The following is a 26,153-nucleotide window of genomic DNA, read 5'->3' as shown; positions in this document are numbered from 1 at the left end:
GCGCCACTCGCCCGATTTCGCCCGTGGCTTGACGGGCCCCGCCCAGCGGTTAAGTTAGGTCAGGCAAACCTAAGTCGCCCCGGATCGTCCGGTCCGGGGCGACGTACTTGCCCCTTCCCGCACCCCTCTTCAGAGGAGCCTTCCGCATGCCCTCACGCCTGCCCGCAGAGACGCAGCCAGTGACCACCGCACCCGGGCAGGGGGCGAGCCACGACACGACCGCGCTGTTGCGCGGGGCTACCGCGAGTGCCTATGCGGACACGGTCCGCGAGGTCGCCGACGACGTGGCGGCCCGGCTGAAGTCCGTCACGCAGCCGTTCTCGGGCGCCAGCCGCTCCGAGCTGCAGGACCTGGTGGACGCCGTGGACCTGGACGGCCCGCCGTCGGGCACGCGGGAGGCGCTGCGCGAGGCGGGCGACCTGTACGCGAAGCACGCCATCTGGTTCCACGAGCCCACCTACACGGCGCACCTGAACTGCCCGGTCGCGCTGCCCGCGGTGGGCGCGGAGACCATGCTGGCCGCCATCAACACCTCGGTCGACACCTACGACCAGTCCACGGTCGCCACCCTCATGGAGCGCCGCCTGGTCGAGTGGACGGCGGGCCGCATCGGGTTCCCGGTCGACGTCGGAGTCGAGGGCGGGGACGGCGCCGACGGCGTCTTCACCTCCGGCGGCACCCAGTCCAACTTCCAGGCCCTGTTCCTGGCGCGCGAGAAGGCACGCCGCTCCGGCACCCGCCTGGAGTCCATGCGCATCCTCGCCACGGCAGTGAGCCACTTCAGCATCGCCAAGTCGGCCCTCCTGCTCGGCCTGCCCGACGACGCCGTGGTCGCCGTCGGCACGGACGCGGAGGGCCGGATGAGCCCCGACGCCCTGGCCAAGACGCTCGTCGACATCGAGCGCACCGGCGACACCGTGATCGCCGTCGTCGCCACTGCCGGCACCACCGACCGCGGCCGCATCGACCCGCTCGGCCCGGTCGCCGACCTGTGCGACGCCGTCGGCACCTGGCTGCACGTCGACGCCGCCTACGGCTGCGGGCTGCTGGTCAGCCCCACGCGCCGCCACCTGCTGGCCGGCATCGAGCGGGCCCGCAGCGTCACCGTCGACTTCCACAAGTCGTTCTTCCAGCCCGTGTCCTCCAGCGCGCTGATCGTGCGCGAGCGCGCCGACCTCGCGCCTGTGGCCTGGCACGCCGACTACCTCAACCCCGAGGAGAACGACGAGCCCAACCAGGTCGACAAGTCGCTGCAGACCACCCGCCGGTTCGACGCCCTCAAGCTCTGGGTCACCCTGCGCGCCCTGGGCCCGGACGGCATCGGCGCCCTGGTGGACGCCGTCTGCGACCTGGCCGCCGCCGTCCACCAGGACCTCGCGACCGACCGCGACTTCCGGCTCGTGGGCACCACCGACCTGTCCACCGTGCTGTTCCGCTACCAGCCCGACGGCCTCGACGCCGAGCGCGCCGACGCCCTGGTCCCGCAGGTGCGCCGCGTCCTGTTCGACTCCGGCCGCGCCCTGGTCGCCAAGACCGTCATCGACGGCCGCCCCTGCCTCAAGCTGACCCTGCTCAACCCGGACGCCACGCTCGCCGACATCCGCGGCGTGCTCGAGCTCGTCCGCTCCGCCGCCCACGGCCTGCTCGCGGGGGAGGCGCTCGCGGACACGGACGAGCCGCCGTGCCGCGACGTGCACCCGCGGCTGCCGCGCACCGAAGGAGAGGCCCGATGAAGACCTACGACCTGCTGGGCATCGGGATCGGCCCGTTCGGCCTGGGCCTGGCGGCCCTCGCCGAGCCCCTGGACGACGTCGACGCCGTGTTCCTGGACCAGCGCGACGGGTTCTCCTGGCACGCGGGGATGCTGATCGAGGGGACCACCCTCCAGGTCCCGTTCCTGGCGGACCTGGTGACGATGGCCGACCCGACGTCGCCGTACTCGTTCCTGGCCTGGCTCAAGGCGACCGGGCGGCTGTACCAGTTCTACATCCGCGAGTCGTTCTACCCGCTGCGCGCCGAGTACGACCAGTACTGCCGCTGGGTCGCCGAGCAGCTCCCGGCGCTGCGCTGGGGGCGGCGGGTGACGGGCGTCGTCCGGGTGCCGGACCCCACGGAAGCAGGCGGCTACGTCTTCGAGTTGACGGCGGAGGCCGCGCACGGCGTCGAAAAATACTGTGCCAAGCACCTCGTGCTCGGCACCGGTACCCAGCCGCGCCTCCCGGCGGCCCTGACCGGCCTGGCCGGCGCGGGTCCGGTGGTGCACACCAGCGAGTACCTGCCGAACCGGGCGGCGCTGGCGGCGTCGGGCAGCGTGACCGTGGTGGGCAGTGGGCAGTCCGCCGCCGAGGTCTACCGCGACCTGCTGGACGGCTGCGGCGCTGGGCCGGGGGAGCACCGGCTGAGCTGGGTGACCCGCTCGCCGCGGTTCTTCCCCATGGAGTACACGAAGCTGACGCTCGAGATGACGTCGCCCGAGTACACCGACCACTACGTCGCTCTGCCCCTCGGGCAGCGCGACGTCCTGGGCCGCGAGCAGCGCAACCTCTACAAGGGCATCAGCGGCGACCTGATCGACGACATCTACGACACCCTGTACCGCAAGTCCGCGCTCGGCGCCGAGGTGCCCACCGCGCTGCTGTCCGACACCGAGGTGGTCGCCTCCCGGTTCGACGCCGACGGCGCGGACGGGGCCGGCGAGTACGTCCTGACCCTGCGCCACGCCCAGCTCGGCACGACGGCGGAGCACCGCACCCGCGCCGTCGTCGCAGCCACGGGCTACGCCGGCGCCGTGCCCGGATTCCTGGCCCCGGGCCTGGTCGGCCTGGACGAGCGCGGCCGGTACGAGGTCACCCGCGACTACACCGTGGACTCCGACCGGCGGATCCACGTCGCGGGCGGCGAGGAGCACACCCACGGCGTGACCGCGCCGGACCTCGGGTTCGGGGCCTGGCGCAACTCCGTGATCCTCGCTAACGTCACGGGCCGCGAGCCGTACCCGATCGAGCGCCGGATCGCCTTCCAGCAGTTCGGCCTGCCCACATCGCTGGTCGAGCCTGTCGAGACCGGCCCGCAGGACAACGAGATGGAGGCCGCCCGGTGACCGCCCAGACAGCCCCGACAACCCCGACAACCCCGCACACCTTCGCCACGACCACCCGCCTCGGCGAGGTCACGTTCGAACCCGTGGTGCCGGCGCGCGACGCCGACCTGGTCCAGGGCTGGCTCTCCCACCCGGCCGCGTCCTACTGGCAGATGGGCGGGCTCGCCGTCGACGAGGTGCGCGAGTACCTCGCCGCCGTCCAGGGCGGCCCGCACGAGGACGCCTGGCTCGGCCGCCTCGACGGCGAACCCGTCTTCATGACCGAGACCTACGACCCGGCCCGCGTCCTCCTCGTCGGCGTGCACGACGCCCAGCCCGGCGACCTCGGCATGCACCTGCTCGTCGCCCCGCCCGCCACTCCGCGGCACGGCCTGACCGACGCCGTCATGACGGCGGTCATGCGGTTCTGCCTGTCCGACGGTGGGCCGGACGGCGCCGCCGGCCGCGGCGCGACCCGCGTCGTCGTCGAGCCCGACGTCGGCAACCGGAAGATCGCCGCCAAGAACGCCGCCGCGGGATTCCGCGTGCTGCGCGAGGTGGACCTCGGCCGCGGCGCGCACGCCAAGCGCGCCGCCCTGAGCATCGCCACCCGCGCCGACTTCGCGGCGTCCGCCCTGGGCGACGGCCCGCCGCCCGGCTCCAGCCTGACCGCCGGGCACCTGACCGCCGACCACATGGAGCACGCCCACCGGCACCTGGTCGCCAAGGCGCTCGCGGAGCTCGCGCACGAGCGCCTGTTCCAGCCGGAGCCCGACCCCGACGCCCCCACCGACCCGGACCCGACCGCGCCCGCCGCCTACCGCCTCGCCCTGGACGGCGTCACCTACCGGTTCGCCGCCCGCCGGTACGCCCTGGAGCACTGGGTGATCGATCCGGCGTCCGTCCGCCGCACGGCCGACGCCGGGCCGCGCGGCGACGTCGTCCTGCCCGTGGACGCGCTGGAGCTGATCGCGGAGCTGCAGCCCCTGCTGCAGGTGCCGGACGCGCTGCTGGCGACCTACCTCGAAGAGCTGTCGTCCACCCTGGCCAGCGCGGCCGCCAAGCGCGAGCGCGAGCGCGACGGGCACACGCCCGCCGTGAGCGGGCTGCTGGAGGCGATGCGGACGGCGTCCGGCACCCGCGCCGTCGCGGAGTCGTTCCAGCAGGTGGAGGCCGCGATGTCCGAGGGGCACCCGAGCTTCGTCGCGAACAACGGCCGCATCGGCTTCTCCCTGAGCGACTACCGCGCCTACGCGCCCGAGCGGGGCGGGCGCCTGCGGATGCTGTGGCTCGCCGCCCGCCGCGAGCACACCCACCTCGCGCTGTCCGCCGACCAGACCGAGCAGGCCCACTACGGCGCCGAGCTGTCCGACGCCGAGCGCGCGGCCTTCGCCGACCGCCTCGCCGCCCGCGGCCTCGACAGCGCGGACTACCTCTACCTCCCCGTGCACCCGTGGCAGTGGGAGCACCGCGTCGCCATCACCTTCGCCGCCGACGTCGCCCGCGGCGACCTCGTGCCGCTCGGCCCCGGCTCGGACGAGTACCAGCCGCAGCAGTCGATCCGCACCATGTTCAACCGCACCCGCCCCGAGCGGCACTACGTCAAGGCCGCGCTCGCGATCCAGAACATGGGGTTCTTGCGCGGGCTCTCACCCGCCTACATGCGGGTCACGCCGCAGATCAACGACTGGGTCGCCGACCTCGTCGACGGCGACGCGACCCTGCGCGCCGCCGGGTTCGGCGTCCTGCGCGAGGTGGCGTCGGTCGGCTACACGGGCGACGTCTACCACCGCACGCCGCAGCCGAACCCGCACCGCAAGATGCTCGCCGCCCTGTGGCGCGAGTCGCCCGTCCCGCGCCTGGGCGCGGGGGAGCGGCTGGTGACCATGGCGAGCCTGCTGCACCGTGACGCCGGCGGCACCTCGTTCGCGACCGCCCTGGTCCGCGAGTCCGGCATCGCGCCCGAGGAATGGCTGCGCGCCTACCTCGACGCCTACCTGTACCCCCTGGTGCACTGCCTCCTTGCCCATGAGCTGGCGTTCATGCCGCACGGCGAGAACCTCATCCTCGTGCTGCGCGACGGCGTGGTCCGGCGCGCCCTCATGAAGGACATCGGCGAGGAGGTCGCCATGCTCGGCGACCGCCCCCTGCCCGACCCGATCGAGCGCATCCGCGCCGTCGTCGACGACGAGGAGAAGGCGCTCGCGATCTTCACCGACGTGTTCGACGGCGTGCTGCGGCACCTGTCCGGCATCTTCGCGAAGGACGGCGTGCTGGGCGAGGACCGGTTCTGGGCGCTCGTGGCGCAGACCATCGACCGGCACGCCGCCGAGCACCCGGACGTCGCCTCCGGCGTCGACCTGCGGGTCGCGCGCTTCGCGCACTCGTGCCTCAACCGCCTGCAGCTGCGCAACACCCTGCAGATGGTGGACCTGACCAACCAGTCGGAGTCCCTGATCTACGCGGGCACTCTTCCCAACCCGGCGGGCAGACAAGCTGTCACACAGGCAGAGAGATGATGGACGACGTGGCCGCGCGCACCGAGAGCTTCGAGCTGTTTCGTGACGACCTCGGCATCCCGCACGTGCGGGCCGCCTCCGAGGCCGCCGTGGCGTACGGCCAGGGCTGGGTGACCGCCCAGGACCGGGGGCTGCAGATCGAGGCCGAGCGGCTGCGGGCCGAGGAGCGGTACGCCGACCTCGCCGGCGCGGCGGGCGCCGCCTGGGACGCCTTCGCCGCGCGGGAGCGCCTGGCGGCCACGGCCCAGCGCATCTACGAGGCCCTGGCAGAGCCGGAGCGCGCGTGGCTGGCCGCCTACGCCGACGGCGTCAGCGCCGGCCTGGCCGCCGGCGGGCGCGACGTGCCCGAGCTGGCCGGGCTGCCGCACCGCCCGTGGGAGCCGTGGACGCCGATCGGCCTCTTCCTCGCGGCCCACGTGCTGTTCAACGGGTTCCCGAGCGTCCTGTGGCGCGCGCACGTGGCCCGGCACCTGCATGTGCCAGGCGTGCCGCTGGAGCAGGTGCTCGCCCTGTTCGCGGCCGACGCCGGGGCGAGCTCCGGCTCGAACGCGTGGGCGGTGCACGGGTCGTTCACGGAGTCGGGCAGCCCGCTGGTCGCGGGGGACCCGCACCGCACCCTGGAGCTCCCGGGCCCGTACCAGCAGGTCCGGCTCGCGTGCACCGACCCGGCCGGCCCGTACGACGTGCTGGGGTTCGCCTTCCCGGGCGTGCCCGGGATCCTGCACTTCGGGCACGCGGTCCGGCCCGCGACCGGGCAGGACCCGGCGTCGTCCGTCGCGTGGGGCATCACCAACGCGTCGGCGCACCACGTCGAGGTCGTGTCGGACGGCGCGGACAGCGCCGGGCCCGGCGGCTGGCGCCTGCACTGGCCCGCGCGCGAGCTGTCCGACGTCGGCGTCGCCTCCTGGCGGGCCCTCCTGCACGCCCGCACCGCGCACGACGTCGCCGACGCGTTCGGCGGGTGGGTCGACCCCGTCAACCGGGTGCTCACCGCGGACAGCACGGGCGCCGTCCTCAGCCTGACCGCCGGCAAGGTCCCCGCCGTCGCCTCCGTCATGCCCGACCGCGCGCTGCCCGCCGCCAAGCCCGCGGACGAGTACGTCGACCTCCCTGCGCCGACGCCGGTGACCCAGGTGGCCGTCGACGCGAACGAGCGGCCCGTGACCCAGGCGCCTGCCGGGCTGGACGGCCGCCCCGGCGTCGGCCCGCGCGACGCCCGCCCGGGCCGCGAGGCGCACGACCTCGGCTGGTCCTACCCGCCGCACCGCGCGGAGCGGATCCGGCAGCTCCTCGCCGCGGCCTCCGCCCCGGAGTCGCCGGCGACCCAGGCCCGCATCCACGGCGACACCCGCGACCTGGGCGCGCCCGGCCTCGTCGCGCACCTCGCCGCCGACACGTCCGACGCCGCCGGCCGGCTGCGCGCCTGGGTCGCCGCGGGCGCCCACGTCGACGCCGCCTCCACCGACGCCGCCCTCTACATGCGCTGGCGCGACACCCTCGCGCGCCGCCTCGCCGCCCACCCCGTGCTCGCCGCCCTGCACGAGCCGCACGGGCAGGACCCGGCCCTCGCCCCGGTGCTCGGCGGGTCCTTCGACGTCCCGACGGCGGTCGGGGCGGGGCTCGCGCGCATCCTCGCGGCCGACTGGCTCGGCATCGACACCGCCGCGGAGGTGAGCGCTTCGTTGTCAAAGGCGAGCGCTGCGCTGGCGGAGGTGACGCGCGCCGGCGTCAGGCAGCGTGCCGGGCTGGATGGGCCGACCGAGGGCGAGCCACAGAACCGACCGCAGGGCGAGCCGACCTGGGGGGACCTGCATGTCCCCAACCCGCTGCTCCCCGTCCCGGCCGACATCAGCACTGCGGCCATCACTCCCGCGCCCATCTCGGGCAACAACGAGACCGTGCGCTGCACCGGCGGTTCCCCGGGCGTGTCGCCGACCGCCTACCGCGGGTCCGTGGCCCGCTACGTCTGGGACCTCGCCGACCGCGCCAACAGCCGGTGGGGCGTCCCCTTCGGTGCCGACGGCCGTCCCGGCAGCCCGCACTTCGACGACCAGCACGCCACCTGGGCCGACGCCCGCACGACACCCGTCGTCACCGACTGGGACCGCCTGTACCCCGCCGACACGACCGGCCGGCTGCTGGGCGGCGCGCGCGGCCAGGAGGTGTGGCGCCGCGACTTCGGCCCGGACGGCGTCATCACCGTGCACATGCTCGACCCGGATGCCGACGCCGACGTCCTGCACCGCTGGTTCACCCAGCCGCGGGCCGCCTTCTGGGGGATGGGCGAGCACACCCGCGACGAGGTGCGCGACACCTACGCGTTCGTGGAGTCCCTGCCGACCCACCACGCCTACCTCGTGCGCTGGGACGGCGAGCCCGTGGTCCTCGTGCAGGCCTACCACCCGGAGCACGACCCCGTCGCCACCGCCTACGACGCCCGCCCCGGCGATCTCGGCCTGCACTTCTTCCTCGGCAGCCGCGGGCCGACCGCCCGGCACGGGTCGCCCGAGGACCCCTGGACCGTGCTCGGCCCCGCCATGCGCGGCTTCCTCTTCGCCGGGCCCGGTACCGACCGGATCGTCGGGGAGCCCGACGCCCGCAACGAGAAGGCGCTGCGCCGCATGATCGCCATGGGCTTCACCGTGGGCGACGTCGTGCGGTTCGAGTCGCCGCAGGGACCCAAGGAGGCCCGCATCTCCTACCTGACGCGGGAGCGAGCGCTCGCGGATGCCGTGGTGGACCAGACCGCCGTCCGCTAACGTCGCGGCATGGTGACCGAACCGGCCCCCCGCACCCTGCTCGTCCGCCCGCCGTCGCCCCGCCTGGCGGACGGCGAGCTGACCCACCTCGAACGCGTCCCGGTCGACGCCGGCCTCGCCGCCGTGCAGTGGCGGCGCTACGTGGACGTGTTCCGCGACCGCGGCTGGGCCGTGCGCGAGGTGCCGGCCGCGCAGGGGCACCCGGACGGGGTCTTCGTCGAGGACGCGGTGGTGGTCTTCGACGGGCTCGCCGTCCTGACGCGTCCCGGTGCGCTGTCCCGGCGGGGCGAGGTGGCGTCGGTGCGACAGGTGGTCGAGGGTGTGGTGCACGAGATCGCCGAGATCACCGAGCCGGGCACGCTCGAGGGTGGCGACATCCTGAAGGTCGGCCGCACCGCGTACGTCGGGCGCACGGCGCGCACGAACGGCGACGGCGCGGCACAGCTCCGGGCCCTGCTCGAACCGCGCGGGTGGCGCGTCGTCGAGGTGCCCGTGACCAGGGCGCTGCACCTGAAGTCGGCGGTCACCGCGCTGCCCGACGGCACGATCATCGGGTACAGGCCCCTCGTCGACGACGTCACCCTCTTCGAGGAGTTCCTGCCGGTCCCGGAGGCGGAGGGCAACGCGGTGGTCGTGCTGGACGAGACCACGGTGCTGCTGTCGGACGCCGCGCCCGCCACGGCGGAGCTGCTCCGCGGCCGCGGGCTCACGGTGCTCACCACGCCGGTCACGGAGTTCGAGAAGCTCGAGGGCTGCGTGACCTGCCTGTCGGTGCGGGTGCGCTGAAGCCGGAGGCTAGGTGCTTACCGAAACTAACAACTTGCACCCGGCGCGATAATGGTCTCGATGCCTCCCACCGACGAAAGTTCGAATCGATCTGATCCTTCTCCCGAGCGCAGCACATTCGCCTCGATCCGGCGCCTGTACCCCTACGTCCGCAGCGCCCTGCCGCGCCTGATCGGCGGCCTGGTCGCGTCGCTCGGCGCCAGCATCATGGCGCTCGCCATCCCACGCGTCCTGCAATGGGTCACCGACGGCCCGCTCGCCACCGGCGCGCGCGAGCACGACTGGACGGGCCTGATCTGGTCCGTCGTCCTCGTCGCCGTGCTCGGCGCGGGGGAGGCCGGCCTGATCCTGCTGCGCCGCACCCTCGTGATGTTCCCCGGCACGCGCGTCGAGGCCGTCATGCGCATGGCCCTGTTCCGGCACCTGCAGGACCTGCCGGTCGCGTTCCACGACCGCTGGCCCGGCGGTCAGCTGCTGAGCCGCATCATGGGCGACCTCGGCCTGCTGCGGCGCTGGCTCGTGTTCGGCATCCTGCAGCTCGTGGTCAGCTTCGTGACCATCGTCCTGGGGGTCGCCCTGCTCGTGGTGACGGGCGGCTGGCTCGGGATCATCTTCCTGTGCGGCTCGATCCCCGTGACGATCCTGGCATTCCGGTTCTCCCGCAAGTACCGCAAGATCTCGCGGCTTTCCCAGGACCAGTCGGGCGACCTCGCCACCACCGTCGAGGAGTCGGTGCACGGCATCCGCGTGCTGAAGGCGTTCGGCCGGGGCCCGGACGCGCTGGACCAGTTCACGGACCAGGCCGCCGAGCTCCGCGAGACAGAGATCCGCAAGGCCACCACGGACGCCGGCCTGACGACCGCCCTGCGCGTCATCCCCGAGGTCACGAACGGTGTGGCGCTGGTGGTGGGTGCCTACCTGGTCGCCCAGGGCGACATGACGCTCGGCGCCCTGGTCGCGTTCTTCGCCACGACCGCGGTCATCAACGGCCCGGTCGTGGACCTCGGCATGACCCTGTCGATGACGCTCAACGCGCGCACCGCCGTCGACCGGTTCTTCGAGGTCATGGACACGGTCAACCCGCTGACCGACCCGGACACCGGTGCGGCCGCCGCCCCGGCACTCGACGGGCAGTCGGGCGGCCACGTCGCCTTCCGCAACGTCACCTTCCAGCACGACGACGCCGCGCGCCCCGTGCTCGACCGCGTCGACCTGGAGCTGCCGCCCGGCACCACAACGGCGCTGGTCGGCCTGACCGGGTCCGGCAAGTCGACACTCGCGATGCTCCCGCCGCGGCTCTTCGACGTGACCGAGGGCGTGGTCGAGGTGGACAGCGTCGACGTCCGCCGGATGACGCGTGCCCAGGTGCGCGAGCGGGTCGCCGTCGCCTTCGAGGACCCGACGCTGTTCTCCGCGTCCGTGCGGGACAACGTGCTGCTCGGCGTCCCCGACGAGGTCCCGGAGGCCGAGCGCGAGGCCCTGCTGCACGAGGCCCTCGAGGTCGCCCAGGCGCAGTTCGTGGCCGACCTGCCGGACGGCGTCGACACCCGCATCGGCGAGGAGGGCATGTCGCTGTCCGGCGGGCAGCGGCAGCGCCTCGCGCTGGCCCGCGCCATCGCGGCCCGGCCGCGCGTGCTCGTGCTCGACGACCCGCTGTCCGCGCTCGACATCACCACCGAGGAGGCCGTCACGGCCCGGCTGCGGGACGTGCTCGTGGCCACGACCAGCCTCATCATCGCGCACCGGCCGTCCACGGTGGCCCTCGCCGACCGGGTGGCGGTGCTCCAGGGCGGGCGGATCACCGCCGTCGGGACGCACCAGGAGCTGCTCGCGCGCGACCCGCACTACCGGTACATCATCTCGAGCCTCGAGGGGGACTACGAGGCGCACAGTCCCGACCAGCGAAGCTCCGACCAGCGAAGCTCCGACCCGCAGAGCCAGGAGGCGCTTTCATGACGGTCACCACTGAGCCCAGCACCGGACCCGCCGACCGCCGTCGGCCCACCGATGCCGCAGCGGACGACGTGACGAGCCTCGGCAAGGATGCCTCGCGCAGCGTCCGGCGCCGGTCGATGCAGCTCCTGGGCGACCTGCTGCGCCCGCACAAGCACGCCCTGGTGTGGGCGGCGGTGCTCGTCGTGGCCTCCACGCTCGGCCAGGTGGCCGGGCCGCTGCTCGTCGGCGTGACCATCGACGAGGCGGTCCCGGCCCTGCGCGACGGTTCGGTGACGCCGCTGGTCCTGCTGGGCGCGGGGTACCTCGCGGCGGCCGTGCTCGGCGGCGTCGCCGCGGGAGCCTACGTGCGGGCCGCCGCGCGCATCGCCCAGGCCGTGCTGCTCGACCTGCGGCGCCGCGTGTTCCGCCAGACCCAGCGGCTGTCGCTGGAGTTCCACGAGTCGTACACGTCAGGCCGGATCATCTCCCGGCAGACGTCCGACCTGGAGGCGCTGCGCGAGCTGCTCGACGGCGGCCTGACCGGCGTCGTCTCCTCGCTGCTGCTGATGGTGTTCACCTTCGGCTTCCTGTTCTTCGTGGACTGGCGGTCCGGGCTGGTGCTCGCCGTGGCGTTCGTCCCGGCGTGGCTGCTCACCCGCTGGTTCCAGCGCATGTCGCAGCGGTTCTACCGGGAGCAGCGGACGGCGTCGGCCCGGCTGATCGTGAAGTTCGTCGAGACCATGACGGGCATGCGCGCGGTGCAGGCGTTCCGCCGGGAGCCCACCACCGAGGCCGAGTACCGCAAGCTCGGCGAGGACTACCGCGACGCCAACCTGCAGATCTTCGGCGTCAACGGCCGGTTCCAGCCGGGCCTGATCCTGATCGGCAACATGACGGTCGTCGCGGCCCTCGCGATCGGCGGCTGGCGCGTGCTCGACGGGACGCTCGAGGTGGGTGTGCTCGCGGCCGTGCTGCTGTACTGCAAGCGGTTCTTCCAGCCCGTGCAGCAGCTCGGCATGTTCTACAACTCCTTCCAGTCCGCGACGGCGGCGCTGGAGAAGGTGTCGGGCCTGCTCTCGGAGGAGCCGACGGTGACCGAGCCCGCCAACCCGACGCCGCTGCCCCTGGCGGACGGGCGGGCGCGCGGCGAGCTGCGGCTCGACCACGTGCGCTTCCAGTACGGCGACGGCCCAGTGGTGCTGCCCGACCTGGACCTCACCATCCCGGCCGGCCAGACCGTGGCTGTCGTGGGCACCACCGGCGCCGGCAAGTCGACGGTGGCCAAGCTCGTGACCCGGTTCTACGACGCGTCGGAGGGCGCCGTGCGCCTGGACGGCGTCGACGTGCGGGACCTGGCCTCGACCGACCTGAGGCGCGCCGTCGTCATGGTCACGCAGGAGGCCTACCTGTTCAGCGGGTCCGTGCGCGAGAACATCGCGCTCGGCCGCCCCGGCGCCAGCCAGGCGGAGATCGAGGCGGCGGCGCGCGCCGTGGGCGCGCACGAGTTCGTCCTCGACATGCCCGACGGCTACGACACCGACGTGAACAAGCGCGGCGGGCGGGTCTCGGCCGGGCAGCGGCAGCTGCTGTCGTTCGCCCGGGCGTTCCTCGCCGATCCCGCCGTCCTGGTGCTCGACGAGGCGACGTCCTCGCTCGACATGCCCGGCGAGCGGCTCGTGCAGCGCGGCCTGCAGACGCTGCTCTCGGACCGGACGGCGATCATCATCGCCCACAGGTTGTCCACGGTGGCGATCGCGGACCGGGTGCTCGTCATGGAGCACGGGCGCATCGTCGAGGACGGCACGCCCGCCGACCTGATCGCGGGCGACGGGCGGTACGCCCGGCTGCACGCGGCGTGGCAGGACTCGCTGGTCTAACGCCCGTAGCCGACCAGGCCCGCGGCGATCGCGGACAGGGCCCGGTCGAGCTCGTCGTCGGTCACGCCGCCGAAGCCGACGACGAGCCCGGCCAGGCTGGCGCTGCGGCAGTACTCGGCCAGGAGCGGGAGGTCGAAGCCGGCGGCCTGGGCGGCGGCCCGGGCCGCGAGGGCGGCGTCCGGGTCGGTGAGCCAGGTCGAGTACATCCCCGCGAGCGGCCCGGCGAGCTCGGCGTGCGGCTCCAGGGCGGCCGCGACGCGCGGCGCCCGGTCCGCGTAGACCCGCCGTGCGGTGCGCACGACCTTGTCGGCCCAGCCGTCGCGCAGCAGGGTCAGCAGCGCGCGCTGGGTGGGCCACGGTGGGGTGTCGTGGGTGATCGTGCGGCGTCGGACAAGACGCTCGTGCACCTCCGGCGGCGCGACCAGCCAGCCGAGCCGCAGGCTCGGGCTGACCGACTTCGAGGCGGTCCCGAGGTACGCGACGCGCGACCGGTCGAGGACCGCGAGGGCGGGCACGGGGGCGACGTCGTACCGGAACTCGGAGTCGTAGTCGTCCTCCACGACCACGGTCGACGCCGCGCGGGCCGCCGCGAGCAGCGCCAGCCGGTCCGCGGCCGGCATGACCCGGCCCAGCGGATGCTGGTGGGCCGGCGTGACGAAGGCGGCGGCGCAGCCGGACAGGTCCGTGACGGGCGCGAAGGCCGGATGGTCGACGACGGCGCGGCCGGACGCCCGGACCGTCTCGACCGCGGCGCGGTAGCCGGGGTCCTCGACGAGGACGTCGCCGGGGCCGAGCGCGCCCAGGAGCTGCCGGACCCCGTCAGTGGTGCCGGCCGTCACGAGGATCTCGTCGGGCCCCACGGTCAGGCCCCGGGTACGGGCGAGCCGCTCGGCGAGCGCTTCGCGCAGCTCAGGCAGCCCGCGCGGGTCGGGATAGCCGCGGGGCGGCCGGGCCGCGGACACCTCCCGCCAGGCGCGCCGCCAGCCCGCGAGGTGGCGCGGGTCGATCCAGGGCGTGCCGGCGTCCAGGCGGACGTACCGCGGCTCGCGCGTCGCGAGCCGCGGCGGGGGAGCCCGCACCGGGAGCGCCTCACCCGACGCCACGAAGGTGCCCGACCCGCGTCGCGTCTCGACCCAGGCCTCGGCCAGGAGCTGGTCATAGGCCTGCTCGACGACGGCGCGCGCCACGCCGAGGTCGGCCGCCAGCGCGCGGCTGGACGGCAGGCGGTCGCCCGTGGTGAGGGTCCCGTCGGTCACCAGCCCGCGGACGGCGGCCGCGAGCTGGGCGGGAAGCGGCTCGGGGCGGGAGCGGTCGAGGCGGACGGGGAGCATGGTGTCCTCTATGTCCTCTCCGGGGCTGGGCTGGTGGCGCCGCGACAAGTGGCCTGTTTGAGTAGTGGCGAACTGGCTCGTGTTTGTATGCCACATCCGGTTCAGGCTAGCGGCATGACGACGGAGCAGCTCTCACCCACCGCCCGCACCACCCCGACCCGCGGCCGGAACCGCCAGGTCGATGACCGACAGCGGCTCATGGCGCTGCTCTCCGACGCGCTCGTGGCGCACCTGGGCGTCGTCGCGGGGGCGCACCCCGTGGTGCTGCCCACGGCCTTCGGCGTCGACGAGTCCGGGCCGGACGACGGCGGCACGCTCTACCTGCACGGATCGGTCGCCGCGGGCTGGCTCGGGCCCGCCCTGGAGCAGGACGTCTGCGTGACGGTGACGGAGCTGGACGGCCTGGTCCTGGCGCGGACCGGCTTCCACCACTCGATGAACTACCGCTCGGCGGTGGTGATCGGACGGCCGCGGCTGGTCAGCGACGCGGAGGAGCGGTGCCGGGCGCTCGACCTGGTCGTGGACCATATGCTGCCCGGGCGGTCCGCGACGCTCCGGCCGGCCACGCGCAAGGAGCTCGCCGCGACGGTCGTGATCGCGCTGCCCCTGGCCGAGGCCTCGATGAAGCAGCGCGCGGGAGGCGCCACGCTCGAGCCGGGCGACCTCGAGCTCACCGGCTGGGCGGGCCAGGTGCCGGTGCGCCGGGTGGCTTCCGAGCCCGTCACCGAGGACTACGTGTCCGAGCCGGTGCCCGAGATCGTGCTTCGGCGAGCGGCGGAGCTCGGGCGGGGGTGAACGCGCGGGGCCAGAGCCAGGGAAGCACGGCAGCGGGTGACATCGGCGATGCTCTCGAGCTCGCGTCAGGTCGCTCCGTCGCGCACCTGAGCACCGAAGAACGTGACGCACTGGTCGGCCCGGTCGATGGCTGAGGAGATCGGATCCTCGAACGACTCGCCACACTGAACAAGATTCCCGATTCAGGACGCTAGAAGGGTGGTTGGTCGGGGAAGCGTCGTAGTCGCTGTTCGGTGGGCGGTTGCTCGCTGGCTGGGTCTGCTGTCGAGTGTTGGTTGAGGGGTGGTTGTCCGAGGCGGATTCGGGTGTCCTTGGTCAGGCTGGTGGCGTCGTTGGTGACCTGTCCGGTCTGGGTGGCCGGACGGGTGTAGGTGTGTCCGGTGGGTGCGGTCCAGGTGGTGATGCCGGTGTCAGGGTCGCGGACGGGAGTCCAGCCGTGATGGGTTTTCGCAAGGTGATGTGCCCGGCAAAGTGGCTGCAGGTTGGTGGCGCGGGTCTGTCCGGGAGTGCCTGGTGGCAGCGTCGTGGGGTCGAGCTGGTGGTCGTAGGGGACGATGTGGTCGAGGTCGGCCCAGCGACCGGGGCGTTCGCACTGCAGGAAGCCGCAGGTGTGGTCGCGGGCGATGACGGCCTGACGCAGGACCTTGCCGGGTTGGTAGGTCGTGGTGGAGTAGTCGGTCAGGATCCCGGTGACGGGGTCGGTGAGCAGGCGTTGCCAGGTTGCGTCGGCCGCGATCTGGGCCGCGATGTCGGCGGGGATAGGCCCGTACCCGTCTAGCTGGCCGGGGGTGTCGTCAAGGCCGAGAAGCGCGCCGGCAGAGATCGTGATGCGGATCTGGGGCCTGACCGGGACGACCCGGATGCTGGTCCCGCCGCAGGTGCAGCCGCCGCACGTGCATCCCGTGGCGGGCACGGTCGTCCGCGGCACGGAGGGCTCGTCGGGGCCCACCGCGCCAGATTCGGCCGCGCCAGAGCCGTTCGCGCCAGACTCGCCAGACTCGGCCGTCGCTGGCCCGTTTCTCGCGGATCCCTTTCTCGTCGACCCCCTTCTCGTCGACCCGTCTCTCGCAGACTCGTCGGTCGCGCGTCCGTCGATCACGGGTCCGGAATCCGGCGTGGCCATGGTGACGTCCTGGACGGTGTGGCTCTCGACCGGGCTACCGGAGACACCGGCGGGCGTGCCCGCGTTCGTGGCGGTGGTCTCGTCCGTGTTCCCTGTGCCCGTGCCCGTGGTCCCCGCTCCTGTGCGCGTGGTGGTGCCGGTCGTGGCGGTGCCCTCGCCTGTAGGGGCGCATTCGGGGGTGGGTGGGACGATGAGGCGGCCGGTGGTGATCGCGACCAGGGCATCGGCGCGGGCCTGGGCGAGGGTCCGGGTCGCGCCCGGGGACCGGCGCAGTGTGTGCGCGGCCTGCTCGATCGCGTCCCACACCGCGGCGGCGTCGGTAGCGGGCAGGTTCGCGCTGAGCCATGCCATGGCGTTGTCGGCCGGGTCCAGGAAGACCGCACGCCGGGCGCGAGCGTGCTTGACCACCTCGATGGTGCCCTTGAGCCCGTTCGCGAACTCGTTCATCTTGTCCCGCAACCACCTGCGGGTGTGCTCCGGCGCCTGCGGCAGGTACAGGGCGATCGCTTCGGCTCGTTCCTCGGTGGTCAACGGGTTGCCGGACCGCAGCAGGATGTCGGCCTTCGCGACATCGATCAGGCCGTGCTGGAGGGCGGTCAGGACCGGGGTGTGCTCGGCCAGGCCCGCACCGCGGGCCATGTGCTTGTTCGCCTCGCCCTGTGGTACCCGCAACCGTGCGCTGATCTCAGCGGCGGCGGCGCTGTGCTCCTCGGTCCAGCCCCGCCGACGCCCGATCTCGCCCAGCACGCGCGACTGCATCGCCGTCGCCCACGAGACCACGTCCTGCCACCGCGCCGCCACGTCCAACAACCCAGCATCACTCGTGTCCGCGACTTCGACACCCGCCAGCACATCAACCAGGCCACCGCCCACCGGCAGCTCGCTCACGTCCGGCAGGGCGACGTCCGGCAGAGCGACGGCATCGACCGCGTCGATCGCACCCGCGGCGACAGGCACAGTGACAGGCGTGGAGACCTCCTGAACCACACCCCTGACGGCGGGCTCACCAGCACCTGCACCAGGACCGGGGAGCGGGGCCACGCCATCAGCAGCGTCGGCCGTGTCAGCGTCAGCGCGAGCGGCAGTCCCTGTGGTGTCAGGTGACGCGGCAGTGGTGACCGGCGTCGCCACGACACGGGCGAGGGGAGCATGACCGGGCCAGGTCACCACAGCCGTCGGAAGCTCGCCCGCCTCACCGACCGGCGAACAGCCCCAGCTCAGCGTCGGCATGCACGCGTCTGCCACCACAGCGGGCGGCGGCACGGCAGACACGGTGGCCAGGGCGTGCCTCAGCGAACGTTCCACCACAGTGGCCACGCCCTGCTCACCGACGCTTCCGGCCATCAACTCCACCGCCTTCCACACATCAGCCGACTGAACGATCATCTACGCCTCGAATATATGTTCGATCCGAGCGCTCCGCATCCCCAGATCCAAACCTGTGGACAACCCCCGAGCCCTGTCCTGCGAAGGCGACAACGCAAGCCCGCCCGGCACCAGGGGTCCCAACACGATCGACCCTATCCAGCCTCACCGACACTCCCGCCAGGCACTCCCGACGGCCACTGCTAACCTCCTTCCGTGACTCCGATCCGCTCCATCCTCCCGCCCCCGGTCGCCTGACCGGAGCGGCACCTCGACCGGCCCATGTGGGCCGGCGATGAGGCGTGCTCCAGACGATTCCCCATCCCTTGGAGCAAGCCGGCACCTGCGGGAACCGGCCAGGAGCACACATGTCATCCACTCGAATCGGGCTGTTCTTCATCTGCCTCTCCGGAGTTCTCTGGGGCACCGGCGGCCTGGCCCTGGAGATCCTCCGCGGCCACTCATCGATGTCCGTCCTCACGGTGAGCGCGTACCGCATGCTCATCGCCGCCGTCGTGCTGGTGGCGGCTTCGCTGGTCCTGCGTCGAGGGCCGCAGGTCGCGGCTCTGGTCCGGGCTCATCCGGTGCGCGCCGTCGTCGTCGGGCTGGGCACTGCCGCCTACCAGGCGCTCTACTTCGGATCCGTGGCGACCGCAGGTGTCACCGTCGCCACGGTCGTCAGTCTCGGTCTGGCGCCCGTGCTGCTCGCGGTCGTGGACCTCGTTCGTGCCCGACGGCGGACGGCGGCCCGGCCGCGCAGCACCGTCCGCCTGTCGCTGGTCGTGACCGCAGCCCTCTCCGGCCTCGTGCTGGTGAGCGTGGCATCGGGGATGAACGCCGTCGGTGAGCGGCCGGTGCTCGGTCTGCTGCTGGCCGTCGCCTCAGGTTCGGTCTATGCGGCGACGACGTCGCTGGGCAGCACGCTGTCGACGTCGGGCGTCGTCGACCCGCTGGCCCTGACGACGGTGGCGACGACGGCAGGCGCGGCCGGACTCGTCCCCGTGGCTCTGGCGGGCGGAGGGCCGTTCGTGACCACCGACCCGGCCGCTGTCGGCACCCTGGCCTACCTCGGTGTGTTCACGATGGCCCTCGCGTACGGCCTCTTCTACACGGGGCTGCGGACCACGCGCAGCGGTGCGGCAGTGGTCGCGACGCTGCTCGAACCGGTGACAGCAGCCGTCGCCGCAGCGGTCGTGCTGGGGGAGCGGCTCGGGCCGACGGGGATCGTCGGCTCAGTGCTGATCCTGGCCGCCGTGGCAGGCCTGGAGGAGTAGGCCTAGCCGGCGTACGACCGGCGTCCGCCCTGGAGAGGCCTCGGCTGTACCGGGGCGGACGCGCCGTAGTCGACGGCGGCGACCTGGCCGGTGTTGTACTGGTCGGCGATGTACTGGCTGAACTGGCCCGAGTCGGCGGTGTGCGAGTTGTCCAGGTAGTCGTACGCGGTGGGCCCGCCCGCCCAACCCTGCCCGGCATAACCCTGCCCGCCCTGAGCGGGGACGGGAGCGGCGGCCGGCGCGGCCGCGTGCGCACCAACCGGAGCTGCGGACGCCGCAGGTGCGGTCGTGTAGGCGCCGGAGTCGTAGCCCTGCGCCCGGCTCGACCCGTAGTCCAGCTCCGACCCGGCCGCGTACTGGGCGCCCGCGTACTCGGGCTCCTGGGCGGGCCGGTAGGCCGGGTAGGCGCCCGTGTTCACCTGCTGCGCCGCAGGCTCCCACCGGTCGGTCTGCGGGTTCGGCGCGTCGAAGGCGGGGGCAGTGGCGAAATGCTGAGCGGCCACGCTCTGCGCGGCGTACTTCTGTGCCGCCTCCTGCGCCGCGAACTCCTGCGCGGCAGCCTGCTGCGCCGCGTACTTCTGCGCCGCGAACAGGGCGGACGCGCCGGCGTCGGGCTGCACGCCGTTCAGCTCGCCGTGGATCCGGCCGGCGAGGTTCGCGGCGATCGCGAAGCGCAGCGGTGCGAGGGAGTCCACCGACATCGTGCCGGTCACGGCGGGCGGGGGGAGGAACGCGAAGACCTCGTCGTCGCCGAGCCGCAGGCCCTGCTGGAGCGCGGCGTTCAGGGTCTCCTCGAGGAGGTACTCGGCGCGTCCGTCGCTGCCCTCCAGGTCGGCGAACATGGCGTCCATGGTGTTCCAGCGACGTTCGAGCGTGCCCTCCACGGTATCGAGGAACCACCAGCCGTCGAGGGACTCGAGAAACATGTCGCCGAAGCAGGACGCGAAGCGCGGGGTCTTGTCACCGGTCCCGATCCACGACCAGGACGACAGCGCGAAATCGTAGGCGTCAGGTGCGAATTCTCGGATCAGGTGCACCTTGCGCATGCTGCCATGCTCGCACTCCGAGCAAAAGAGGCGTGCTGGACACATAACGATTCGGCTCGGGTGAAATGGTCAAGTGTTTTCCTGCCGGAAACATGTGGCGGCCGCTCGCGCGCCGTCGCTACGGTCTCGCCATGGAGAGCTCCGAGGGCAGCAGTGTCGAAAGCAGCAGCGTCGAGACCGGCGACGGGCAGTACGCGACCGACCAGGCCGTGGTCGACGGGCGTGTCCAGGAGTACTACTCCGGGCGGACCGGCTGGGACGAGCACGCCCGGCTCACCACCCGCACCGCGCAGGGTCCGCTGGAGCACACCCGGACCCAGGAGCTGATCCGCCAGCGGCTCGTGCCCGGCGCGCGGGTGCTCGACGTCGGGGGCGCCACCGGCGTGCACGCCGCTCCTCTGGCGGCCGACGGCTACGACGTCGTGCTCGTGGACCCGGTGGCGAGCCAGGTCGCGCGCGCCGCCGAGCACGGCACGTTCGAGGCGCGCGTCGGCGACGCCCGGGACCTGTCGGCGCTGGGGCTGGACCTGGGCGACGACCAGTTCGACGCGGTGCTCCTCCTCGGCCCGCTCTACCACCTCGCGTCCCGCGAGGACCGGGTGCGCGCCCTGCGCGAGGCCGTGCGCGTGACCCGCCCGGGCGGCACGGTCGCCGCCGCGGCGATCACGCGGCTCGCGGCGCTGGTCGGCGGGGGCTACGAGCTGTTCGGACCACCCGCCTGGCAGGCGGTCCTGGAGCACGGCGAGGCTCCGGCGGACATCGCGTTCCCGGCGGCCCACTTCCACGACGCCGCCGAGCTCGCCACGGAGCTGTCCGACGCAGGCCTGTCCGACGTCGTCGTGCACGGGGTCGAGGGCCCGGCCGGCGGCGCGCTCGAACGGGTGCCCCTCGACGCCCCCGAGGCACCCGAGCTGATCGACGCCGCGCTCACGCTCGCCCGGGCGCTGTCGACCACCCGCGGGGTGCCGGACATGAGCCAGCACATCCTCGCGATCGGTACGGTCGCACCATGAGTTCCAGCACGAGCCCCAGGACCAGCCCGATCCCCAGGACCGACCCGCCCAGCGCCGCCGACGAGGTGACGATGCTGCGGTCGTACATCGACTTCTACCGCGCCACGATCCGCCGCCAGTGCGACGGCCTGACGGTGGAGCAGCTCCGGACGCCGCACCCGCCGTCGACCATGACGCTCGCCGGCATGCTGAAGCACCTCACGTACGTCGAGGACATCTGGCTCAACGTGCGGCTGGCCGGCAACGAGCCGGCCCCGCCGTGGGACACCGTGGACTGGGCGGCCGACGACGACTGGGACTGGCACAGCGCCCTGGCCGAGACTCCCGAGCAGCTCACCAGCCGGTTCGACGACGCCGTCGCCGCCTCCGAGCGGATCCTCGACCAGGTGCTGGGCGAGACGCCGGCGCCGGGCGCGGGCGTCCTGGACCGGACCGCCGCGCGCGGCGGGCACCACGGGCGGATGTCCCTGCGCTGGATCCTGGTGCACATGGTGGAGGAGTACTCGCGGCACGCGGGCCACGCCGACCTGCTGCGTGAGGCCCTGGACGGCGCCACCGACCTCTGAGCCCGGGCAGCCCGCGGGCAGCCTGCTGTCAGAACAGGAACCATGCGAAGTCGGCGGCCTCGAGCACGATCCAGAACCGGACGAACCTGCCGACCAGGCCGGTGCTCAGGAACAGCCACATCCGCACCCGCAGCACGCCTGCGACCACCGACATCACCATGAACGGCGGGATGCCGGCGAACGCCGAGGCGAGCAGCACCGCGCCCGTGTAGACGGGGCGGCCGTCGGTGCGGTCGCGCCAGCGGGTCATCGCGGCCTCGACCTTGGGGGAGTCCAGCTTGCGGCGCAGCCAGGGCAGGCGGGTGGTCCCGGCGCCGGCCCAGTACCAGAGCAGCTTGCCGGTCATCTGCCCGGCGGCGGCCACGGCCGCCAGGACGACGCTCGGGTACGTCGGGTCGGTGGCGGCGACCGCCAGGTACGCCTCCAGTGCCATGAACGCGGCGACGGCGGCGCCGGCGGAGTAGAGAAAGGTGGTCACCAGGAGCATCGGGGCGGCCCGACTCAGCTCATGGGGCAGGTCGCCGGGCTCGGGCGGGTAGCCGTGGTCACACCGGGACGTTAGCGCCTGCGACGACCAGCTGCCGAATCAGCGCCTCGGCGGGCGGCGCGGGCGGGCCCACGGTGAGGGCCATGACCCGGCGGATCGCCCCCGGCAGGGGAGCGGTCGCGATCCCGGGGTGCCGGTGCGCGCGGAGGGTGAGCCCGGGCAGGAGGCTCACGCCCGCGCGCGCGGCGACCAGGGCCTGCACCGCCACGTAGTCGTCGGTCTCGAAGGCGATGCGCGGGGCGAAGCCCACGGCGGCGCAGCGCGCGACCATGTCGGCGCGGCATCGTTCGCAGCCGGCGATCCACTCCGCGTCGTCGAACGCCTTCAGGTCGGGCACGTACCCGGGCACGGGCGCGGCGTCCAGGTCGGCCGCCGTCACCAGGTGAACCGGGTCGTCCAGGATCTGCGTCGACTCGAAGCGCGACAGGTCCTCCATGGACCGGGCGTGACGCACGTCGACGTGCTCGAACACGAGCGCGACGTCGACGGCCCCGGACTGCAGGGCGGCGACGGCGTCCGGCGGCTCGTGCTCGACCAGGCCCACCGACAGGCCGGGGTGCTCCTGCACGAGCCGCGCGACGGCGTCGGGCACGAGGGTGGCGAGGGCGGAGGGGAAGGCGGCGAGGCGGGCGCGGCCGGCGCGCAGGCCGGCGAGCGCGTCGAGCTCGCGCCGCGCGCCCTCGACCCGGCCGAGGATCTCCTCGGCGCGGCTCGCGAGCAGGCGCCCGGCTTCGGTGAGGCGGACGCCGCGGCCGTGCCGCTGGAGCAGCGGGATCCCGGCGTCGGCCTCCAGGCGGGACAGGTGGTGGCTCACCGACGGCTGCGCGTAGTGCAGCTCCTTCGCCGCTGCCGTGACGGAGCCGGTACGGGCTACCGCCGCGAGGACGCGCAGCCGGGTGAGGTCGAGCTCTGCGGTCATGCCTCCAGGCTAACGCAGAAAGATAGGTGCTATCGATCGAAAGTCTCCGGAACAGGTATTGGACCTATGGGTCGCGTCGGGGTCACGCTGGGTCCATGACGATCGCGACCGCTGTTGCGCCCCCGACCATCGCCGACGTCCTCGCGGCGCAGGCACGCCTGGACGGCGTCGTGGTCCGCACGCCCGTGGGCCAGTACGCCGAGCTCGACCGGGTCACCGACGCCGAGGTCGCCGTCAAGCACGAGAACCTGCAGCGCACCGGGGCCTTCAAGGCCCGCGGAGCGAGCAACCTGCTGCTCTCGATGTCCGACGCCGAGCGCGCCGGCGGCGTCGTCGCCTACTCCACGGGCAACCACGCGCAGGGCGTCGCCTACGCCGCCCGCCTGACCGGCACCGCGTGCACCATCGTCATGCCCGACGACCCCAACCCCGTCAAGCTGCGGGCCGTGCTGGACCTGGGCGCCGACGTCCTGCTGCACGGCGCCACCTTCGACGACGCCCGCGCCCAGGCCACCGCGCTCGCCCACGACTTGGGCGCCCGCCTCGTGGGCGCGGCGAACGAGCCCGACATCATCGCGGGCGTCGGCACCCTGTACCTCGAGCTGTTCCAGCAGGCGCCCGGCCTCGACGTGCTCGTCGTGCCCGTCGGCGGCGGGTCCGGCGCCGCCGCGGCAGGCCTCGTCGCGGCAGCCGTCGCCCCGTACACCGAGGTGATCGGCGTCCAGTCCGCCGCCTCGCCCGCGGCGCACGACTCCTGGCACACCGGGGACCTCGTCGAGCGCCCCAACACCACGCGCGCCGAGGGGCTCGCCGTCGGCTGCGGGTTCGAGGTCACCCAGGCGCTCATGCGCGAGCACCTGACGGACTTCGTGCTCGTCACCGACGACCAGATCGCCGCCGCCCAGCGCCTCTACCTCACCGGTGCCCACACCGTCGCCGAGGGCGCCGGCGCCGCGGCGCTCGCCGCCGTCCTGGCCGATCCCGGACGGTTCGCCGGGCGCCGCGTCGGCGTCGTCTGCACGGGCGGGAACGCCAGCGCGGACGAGCTCCGGCGAGCGCTCACGCTGGGCTGACGCTCGGCTGACGCTGCGCGCGGGCCCCGGCGCCGGACTACGCTCGGCGGCATGGCCCGCTACTTCGACGTCCACCCGGTCGACCCCCAGCCGCGCACCATTGGGCAGGTGGTCGCCATGCTGCGCGACGACGCCCTGGTCGCCTACCCGACGGACTCCTCCTACGCGCTGGGCTGCCGCATGGAGTACCACGACGGTGTCGACCGCATCCGGGCCATCCGCAAGCTCGACGACAAGCACCACTTCACGCTCGTCTGCTCCGACTTCGCGCAGCTCGGGCAGCTCGTGAAGCTGGACAACTCGGCGTTCCGGGCCATCAAGTCGGCCACGCCCGGCCCGTACACGTTCATCCTCCCGGCTACGGCCGAGGTGCCCCGCCGGCTCGCGCACCCCAAGAAGAAGACCGTGGGCGTGCGCATCCCCGACTCCGCCGTCGCACAGGCGCTGCTGCGCGAGCTCGGGGAGCCGCTGCTCTCCTCCACGCTGATCCTGCCCGGCCAGGCCGAGCCGATGACGGACGGCTGGACCATCAAGGAGGAGCTCGACCACGTGCTCGACGCGGTCGTCGACGGCGGGGACGCCGGGACCGAGCCCACCACCGTCGTCGACTGGTCCGACGGGTTCCCCGACGTCGTCCGCGTGGGCGCGGGCGACCCGTCGCGCTTCGAGTGACCGGCTTCGCATAGCCTGTGCCCCATGACGGACCTCACCGGGCTCGAGCAGGCCCGCACGAAGATGACCGACGCGGGCGTGGCGCCCGCCGCCATCGAGACGTTCACGCGGTTCTACCACCTGCTCCAGGCGGGTGAGACCGGGCTGATCCGCGAGGACGACATCGAGCCGCTCGTCGACATCCCCAACCGCGCCGACCTGACGATCAGCGACGCCGACGCCTCCGCCGCCCTCGCGCAGACCGCGATGCTCAAGCTCAACGGCGGGCTGGGCACCTCGATGGGCATGGACCAGGCGAAGTCGCTGCTGCCGGTCCGGGTGGCGCCCGGCGCGCCCGACGGCGATCCGGCCGGCGGCGAGGCCGAGCTGCTCACCTTCCTCGACATCATCGTCGGCCAGGTCCGGGCCGCGCGGCAGGCCACCGGGGCCCGCCTCCCGCTGCTGTTCATGAACTCGTTCCGCACCCGCGACGACACCCTCGCCGCCCTGGAGCGCTACCCCGACATCGCGGTGGACGGCCTGCCCGTCGACTTCCTCCAGAACCGCGAGCCCAAGCTGCTCGCCGCCGACCTCACGCCCGTCACCTGGGAGAAGGACCCCGACCTCGAGTGGTGCCCGCCCGGGCACGGCGACCTCTACCCGGCGCTGCACGCGTCCGGCGTCGTCGTCGCGCTCCTGGAGGCCGGGTTCCGGTACATGTGCGTCTCCAACTCCGACAACCTCGGCGCCACCCCCGACGCCACCATCGCCGGCTGGTTCGCGGCGTCGGGCGCCCCGTACGCCGCAGAGCTCTGCCGCAAGACGCCCGCCGACGTCAAGGGCGGCCAGCTCGTCATCCGCAAGGCCGACGGCCGCATCGTCCAGCGCGAGACCGCGCAGACCCACCCCGACGACGTCGCCGCCTCCCTGGACGCCACCCGCCACCCGTTCTTCCACACCAACAACCTCTGGTTCAACCTCGAGGCGCTCGCCGCCGAGCTGGACCGGACCGGCGGTGTCCTCGAGCTGCCCCTGATCCGCAACGACAAGACCGTGGACCCGGCCGACTCCGCGTCGCCGAAGGTGGTCCAGATCGAGTCCGCGATGGGCGCGGCGGTCGCCGTCTTCGAGGGCGCGACGGCGATCGAGGTCGAGCGGTCCCGGTTCCTGCCGGTCAAGACGACGAACGACCTGCTCGTCCTGCGCTCGGACGTCTACGCGCTCACGCCCGGCTACCTGCTCGAGGCGCAGGCGCCGGCCCCGCTGGTGGACCTGGACAAGGAGTACTACAAGCTCATCGACGGCTTCAGCGAGCGGTTCGCGGCGGGCGCGCCGTCGCTGCGCGACGCCGACTCCCTGACGGTCCGCGGCGACTGGACCTTCGGGTCCGGCGTACGGGCCGAGGGCAAGGCGTCGCTCGTGGGCGACGGCGGCACGGTACGGGACGGCGCGACGGTAGGCCCCGAGGGCTTCTGACTCAGCGCGAGCCGGCTCT

19 protein-coding genes are annotated in these 26,153 nt (G+C 73.4%); 14 read left to right on the top strand and 5 right to left on the bottom strand.

Annotated features, from left to right (window positions below; genetic code table 11):
• Positions 1–146: 146 nt before the first annotated feature.
• From ACFT2C_RS11940 to ACFT2C_RS11910, 7 genes are read left to right on the top strand one after another with little or no spacing between them, the layout of a single operon-like run.
• The gene (locus tag ACFT2C_RS11940; protein WP_377207273.1) at positions 147–1,733 is read left to right on the top strand and encodes a pyridoxal phosphate-dependent decarboxylase family protein; all 1,587 of its coding nucleotides are present in this window, start codon (positions 147–149) and stop codon (positions 1,731–1,733) included.
• Positions 1,730–3,100 (top strand): lysine N(6)-hydroxylase/L-ornithine N(5)-oxygenase family protein, encoded by a 1,371-nt coding sequence (locus ACFT2C_RS11935; protein WP_377207272.1) that lies wholly within the window; start codon positions 1,730–1,732, stop codon positions 3,098–3,100. The genes ACFT2C_RS11940 and ACFT2C_RS11935 overlap by 4 nt, the downstream gene beginning before the upstream one ends.
• Positions 3,097–5,598, top strand: coding sequence for a GNAT family N-acetyltransferase (locus ACFT2C_RS11930; protein WP_377207271.1), 2,502 nt, complete (start codon positions 3,097–3,099; stop codon positions 5,596–5,598). The genes ACFT2C_RS11935 and ACFT2C_RS11930 overlap by 4 nt, the downstream gene beginning before the upstream one ends.
• Positions 5,595–8,357 (top strand): GNAT family N-acetyltransferase, encoded by a 2,763-nt coding sequence (locus tag ACFT2C_RS11925; protein ID WP_377207270.1) that lies wholly within the window; start codon positions 5,595–5,597, stop codon positions 8,355–8,357. The genes ACFT2C_RS11930 and ACFT2C_RS11925 overlap by 4 nt, the downstream gene beginning before the upstream one ends.
• Before the next feature lie 9 nt (positions 8,358–8,366).
• The gene (ddaH, locus tag ACFT2C_RS11920; protein ID WP_377207269.1) at positions 8,367–9,143 is read left to right on the top strand and encodes a dimethylargininase; all 777 of its coding nucleotides are present in this window, start codon (positions 8,367–8,369) and stop codon (positions 9,141–9,143) included.
• A gap of 60 nt (positions 9,144–9,203) precedes the next feature.
• Positions 9,204–11,099 carry an ABC transporter ATP-binding protein gene (locus tag ACFT2C_RS11915; RefSeq protein WP_377207268.1) on the top strand — a complete coding sequence of 632 codons (1,896 nt, stop codon included), beginning with the start codon at positions 9,204–9,206 and terminating at the stop codon, positions 11,097–11,099.
• Positions 11,096–12,955 carry an ABC transporter ATP-binding protein gene (locus tag ACFT2C_RS11910; RefSeq protein ID WP_377207267.1) on the top strand — a complete coding sequence of 620 codons (1,860 nt, stop codon included), beginning with the start codon at positions 11,096–11,098 and terminating at the stop codon, positions 12,953–12,955. The genes ACFT2C_RS11915 and ACFT2C_RS11910 overlap by 4 nt, the downstream gene beginning before the upstream one ends.
• On the opposite strand, the gene ACFT2C_RS11905 is transcribed toward ACFT2C_RS11910, so the two are convergent.
• The gene (locus ACFT2C_RS11905) at positions 12,952–14,286 is read right to left on the bottom strand and encodes a PLP-dependent aminotransferase family protein (protein ID WP_377207266.1); all 1,335 of its coding nucleotides are present in this window, start codon (positions 14,284–14,286) and stop codon (positions 12,952–12,954) included. The two genes, ACFT2C_RS11910 and ACFT2C_RS11905, sit on opposite strands and share 4 nt — an antisense overlap.
• Positions 14,287–14,400: 114 nt before the next feature.
• Between ACFT2C_RS11905 and ACFT2C_RS11900 the strand changes: the two genes are divergently transcribed.
• Entirely contained in the window at positions 14,401–15,081 is a 681-nt protein-coding gene (locus tag ACFT2C_RS11900) for a pyridoxamine 5'-phosphate oxidase family protein (RefSeq protein ID WP_377207265.1), read from the top strand.
• A gap of 190 nt (positions 15,082–15,271) precedes the next feature.
• Here the strand turns inward: ACFT2C_RS11900 and ACFT2C_RS11895 are convergent, their stop codons facing one another.
• Complete coding sequence (locus ACFT2C_RS11895; RefSeq protein ID WP_377207264.1) at positions 15,272–17,161, bottom strand: HNH endonuclease; 1,890 nt, start codon at positions 17,159–17,161, stop codon at positions 15,272–15,274.
• A gap of 776 nt (positions 17,162–17,937) precedes the next feature.
• Here ACFT2C_RS11895 and ACFT2C_RS11890 point away from each other — a divergent pair.
• On the top strand, positions 17,938–18,843 hold the full coding sequence (locus ACFT2C_RS11890) for a DMT family transporter (RefSeq protein ID WP_377207263.1): 906 nt from the start codon (positions 17,938–17,940) through the stop codon (positions 18,841–18,843).
• Positions 18,844–18,845: 2 nt separating this feature from the next.
• Here the strand turns inward: ACFT2C_RS11890 and ACFT2C_RS11885 are convergent, their stop codons facing one another.
• Positions 18,846–19,889 (bottom strand): hypothetical protein, encoded by a 1,044-nt coding sequence (locus ACFT2C_RS11885; protein WP_377207262.1) that lies wholly within the window; start codon positions 19,887–19,889, stop codon positions 18,846–18,848.
• Positions 19,890–20,020: 131 nt separating this feature from the next.
• On the opposite strand from ACFT2C_RS11885, the gene ACFT2C_RS11880 reads away from it, so the two are divergent.
• Together ACFT2C_RS11880 and ACFT2C_RS11875 are read left to right on the top strand one after the other, a co-directional pair.
• Entirely contained in the window at positions 20,021–20,902 is an 882-nt protein-coding gene (locus tag ACFT2C_RS11880) for a class I SAM-dependent methyltransferase (RefSeq protein WP_377207261.1), read from the top strand.
• Positions 20,899–21,468: a DinB family protein gene (locus ACFT2C_RS11875; RefSeq protein WP_377207260.1), complete on the top strand. Its 570-nt coding sequence runs from the start codon at positions 20,899–20,901 to the stop codon at positions 21,466–21,468. Before ACFT2C_RS11880 ends, ACFT2C_RS11875 begins: the two co-directional genes overlap by 4 nt.
• A 28-nt stretch (positions 21,469–21,496) precedes the next feature.
• On the opposite strand, the gene ACFT2C_RS11870 is transcribed toward ACFT2C_RS11875, so the two are convergent.
• A complete protein-coding gene (locus ACFT2C_RS11870) occupies positions 21,497–21,946 on the bottom strand; it encodes a hypothetical protein (RefSeq protein WP_377207259.1) in 450 nt (149 codons plus the stop codon).
• A 67-nt stretch (positions 21,947–22,013) separates the two neighbouring features.
• Positions 22,014–22,934 (bottom strand): LysR family transcriptional regulator, encoded by a 921-nt coding sequence (locus ACFT2C_RS11865; protein WP_377207258.1) that lies wholly within the window; start codon positions 22,932–22,934, stop codon positions 22,014–22,016.
• Between the two features lie 95 nt (positions 22,935–23,029).
• Between ACFT2C_RS11865 and ACFT2C_RS11860 the strand changes: the two genes are divergently transcribed.
• Genes ACFT2C_RS11860 through ACFT2C_RS11850 form a run of 3 tightly spaced genes read left to right on the top strand, consistent with a single transcriptional unit; the run spans position 23,030 to position 26,134 of the window.
• Positions 23,030–24,007, top strand: coding sequence for a threonine/serine dehydratase (locus tag ACFT2C_RS11860; RefSeq protein ID WP_377207257.1), 978 nt, complete (start codon positions 23,030–23,032; stop codon positions 24,005–24,007).
• A gap of 51 nt (positions 24,008–24,058) precedes the next feature.
• Positions 24,059–24,679: an L-threonylcarbamoyladenylate synthase gene (locus tag ACFT2C_RS11855; RefSeq protein WP_377207256.1), complete on the top strand. Its 621-nt coding sequence runs from the start codon at positions 24,059–24,061 to the stop codon at positions 24,677–24,679.
• Positions 24,680–24,703: 24 nt separating this feature from the next.
• Entirely contained in the window at positions 24,704–26,134 is a 1,431-nt protein-coding gene (locus ACFT2C_RS11850; RefSeq protein WP_377207255.1) for a UTP--glucose-1-phosphate uridylyltransferase, read from the top strand.
• The last annotated feature ends 19 nt before the right edge of the window (positions 26,135–26,153 follow it).

The organism is Promicromonospora sp. NPDC057138 (genome assembly GCF_042670845.1).
In the GTDB taxonomy this organism is placed as follows: Bacteria; Actinomycetota; Actinomycetes; order Actinomycetales; family Cellulomonadaceae; genus Promicromonospora.
The sequence above is the reverse complement of the archived record's forward strand: the minus strand, read 5'-3'. Positions and strand labels throughout refer to the sequence as shown.

Coding starts and splice junctions, on each gene's coding strand:
- ACFT2C_RS11940 (WP_377207273.1), top strand. CDS start 147: ATGCCCTCACGCCTGCCCGCAGAGACGCAGCCAGTGACCACCGCACCC.
- ACFT2C_RS11935 (WP_377207272.1), top strand. CDS start 1,730: ATGAAGACCTACGACCTGCTGGGCATCGGGATCGGCCCGTTCGGCCTG.
- ACFT2C_RS11925 (WP_377207270.1), top strand. CDS start 5,595: ATGATGGACGACGTGGCCGCGCGCACCGAGAGCTTCGAGCTGTTTCGT.
- ddaH (WP_377207269.1), top strand. CDS start 8,367: ATGGTGACCGAACCGGCCCCCCGCACCCTGCTCGTCCGCCCGCCGTCG.
- ACFT2C_RS11915 (WP_377207268.1), top strand. CDS start 9,204: ATGCCTCCCACCGACGAAAGTTCGAATCGATCTGATCCTTCTCCCGAG.
- ACFT2C_RS11910 (WP_377207267.1), top strand. CDS start 11,096: ATGACGGTCACCACTGAGCCCAGCACCGGACCCGCCGACCGCCGTCGG.
- ACFT2C_RS11905 (WP_377207266.1), bottom strand. CDS start 14,286: ATGCTCCCCGTCCGCCTCGACCGCTCCCGCCCCGAGCCGCTTCCCGCC.
- ACFT2C_RS11900 (WP_377207265.1), top strand. CDS start 14,401: ATGACGACGGAGCAGCTCTCACCCACCGCCCGCACCACCCCGACCCGC.
- ACFT2C_RS11890 (WP_377207263.1), top strand. CDS start 17,938: ATGTCATCCACTCGAATCGGGCTGTTCTTCATCTGCCTCTCCGGAGTT.
- ACFT2C_RS11885 (WP_377207262.1), bottom strand. CDS start 19,889: ATGCGCAAGGTGCACCTGATCCGAGAATTCGCACCTGACGCCTACGAT.
- ACFT2C_RS11880 (WP_377207261.1), top strand. CDS start 20,021: ATGGAGAGCTCCGAGGGCAGCAGTGTCGAAAGCAGCAGCGTCGAGACC.
- ACFT2C_RS11875 (WP_377207260.1), top strand. CDS start 20,899: ATGAGTTCCAGCACGAGCCCCAGGACCAGCCCGATCCCCAGGACCGAC.
- ACFT2C_RS11865 (WP_377207258.1), bottom strand. CDS start 22,934: ATGACCGCAGAGCTCGACCTCACCCGGCTGCGCGTCCTCGCGGCGGTA.
- ACFT2C_RS11860 (WP_377207257.1), top strand. CDS start 23,030: ATGACGATCGCGACCGCTGTTGCGCCCCCGACCATCGCCGACGTCCTC.
- ACFT2C_RS11855 (WP_377207256.1), top strand. CDS start 24,059: ATGGCCCGCTACTTCGACGTCCACCCGGTCGACCCCCAGCCGCGCACC.
- ACFT2C_RS11850 (WP_377207255.1), top strand. CDS start 24,704: ATGACGGACCTCACCGGGCTCGAGCAGGCCCGCACGAAGATGACCGAC.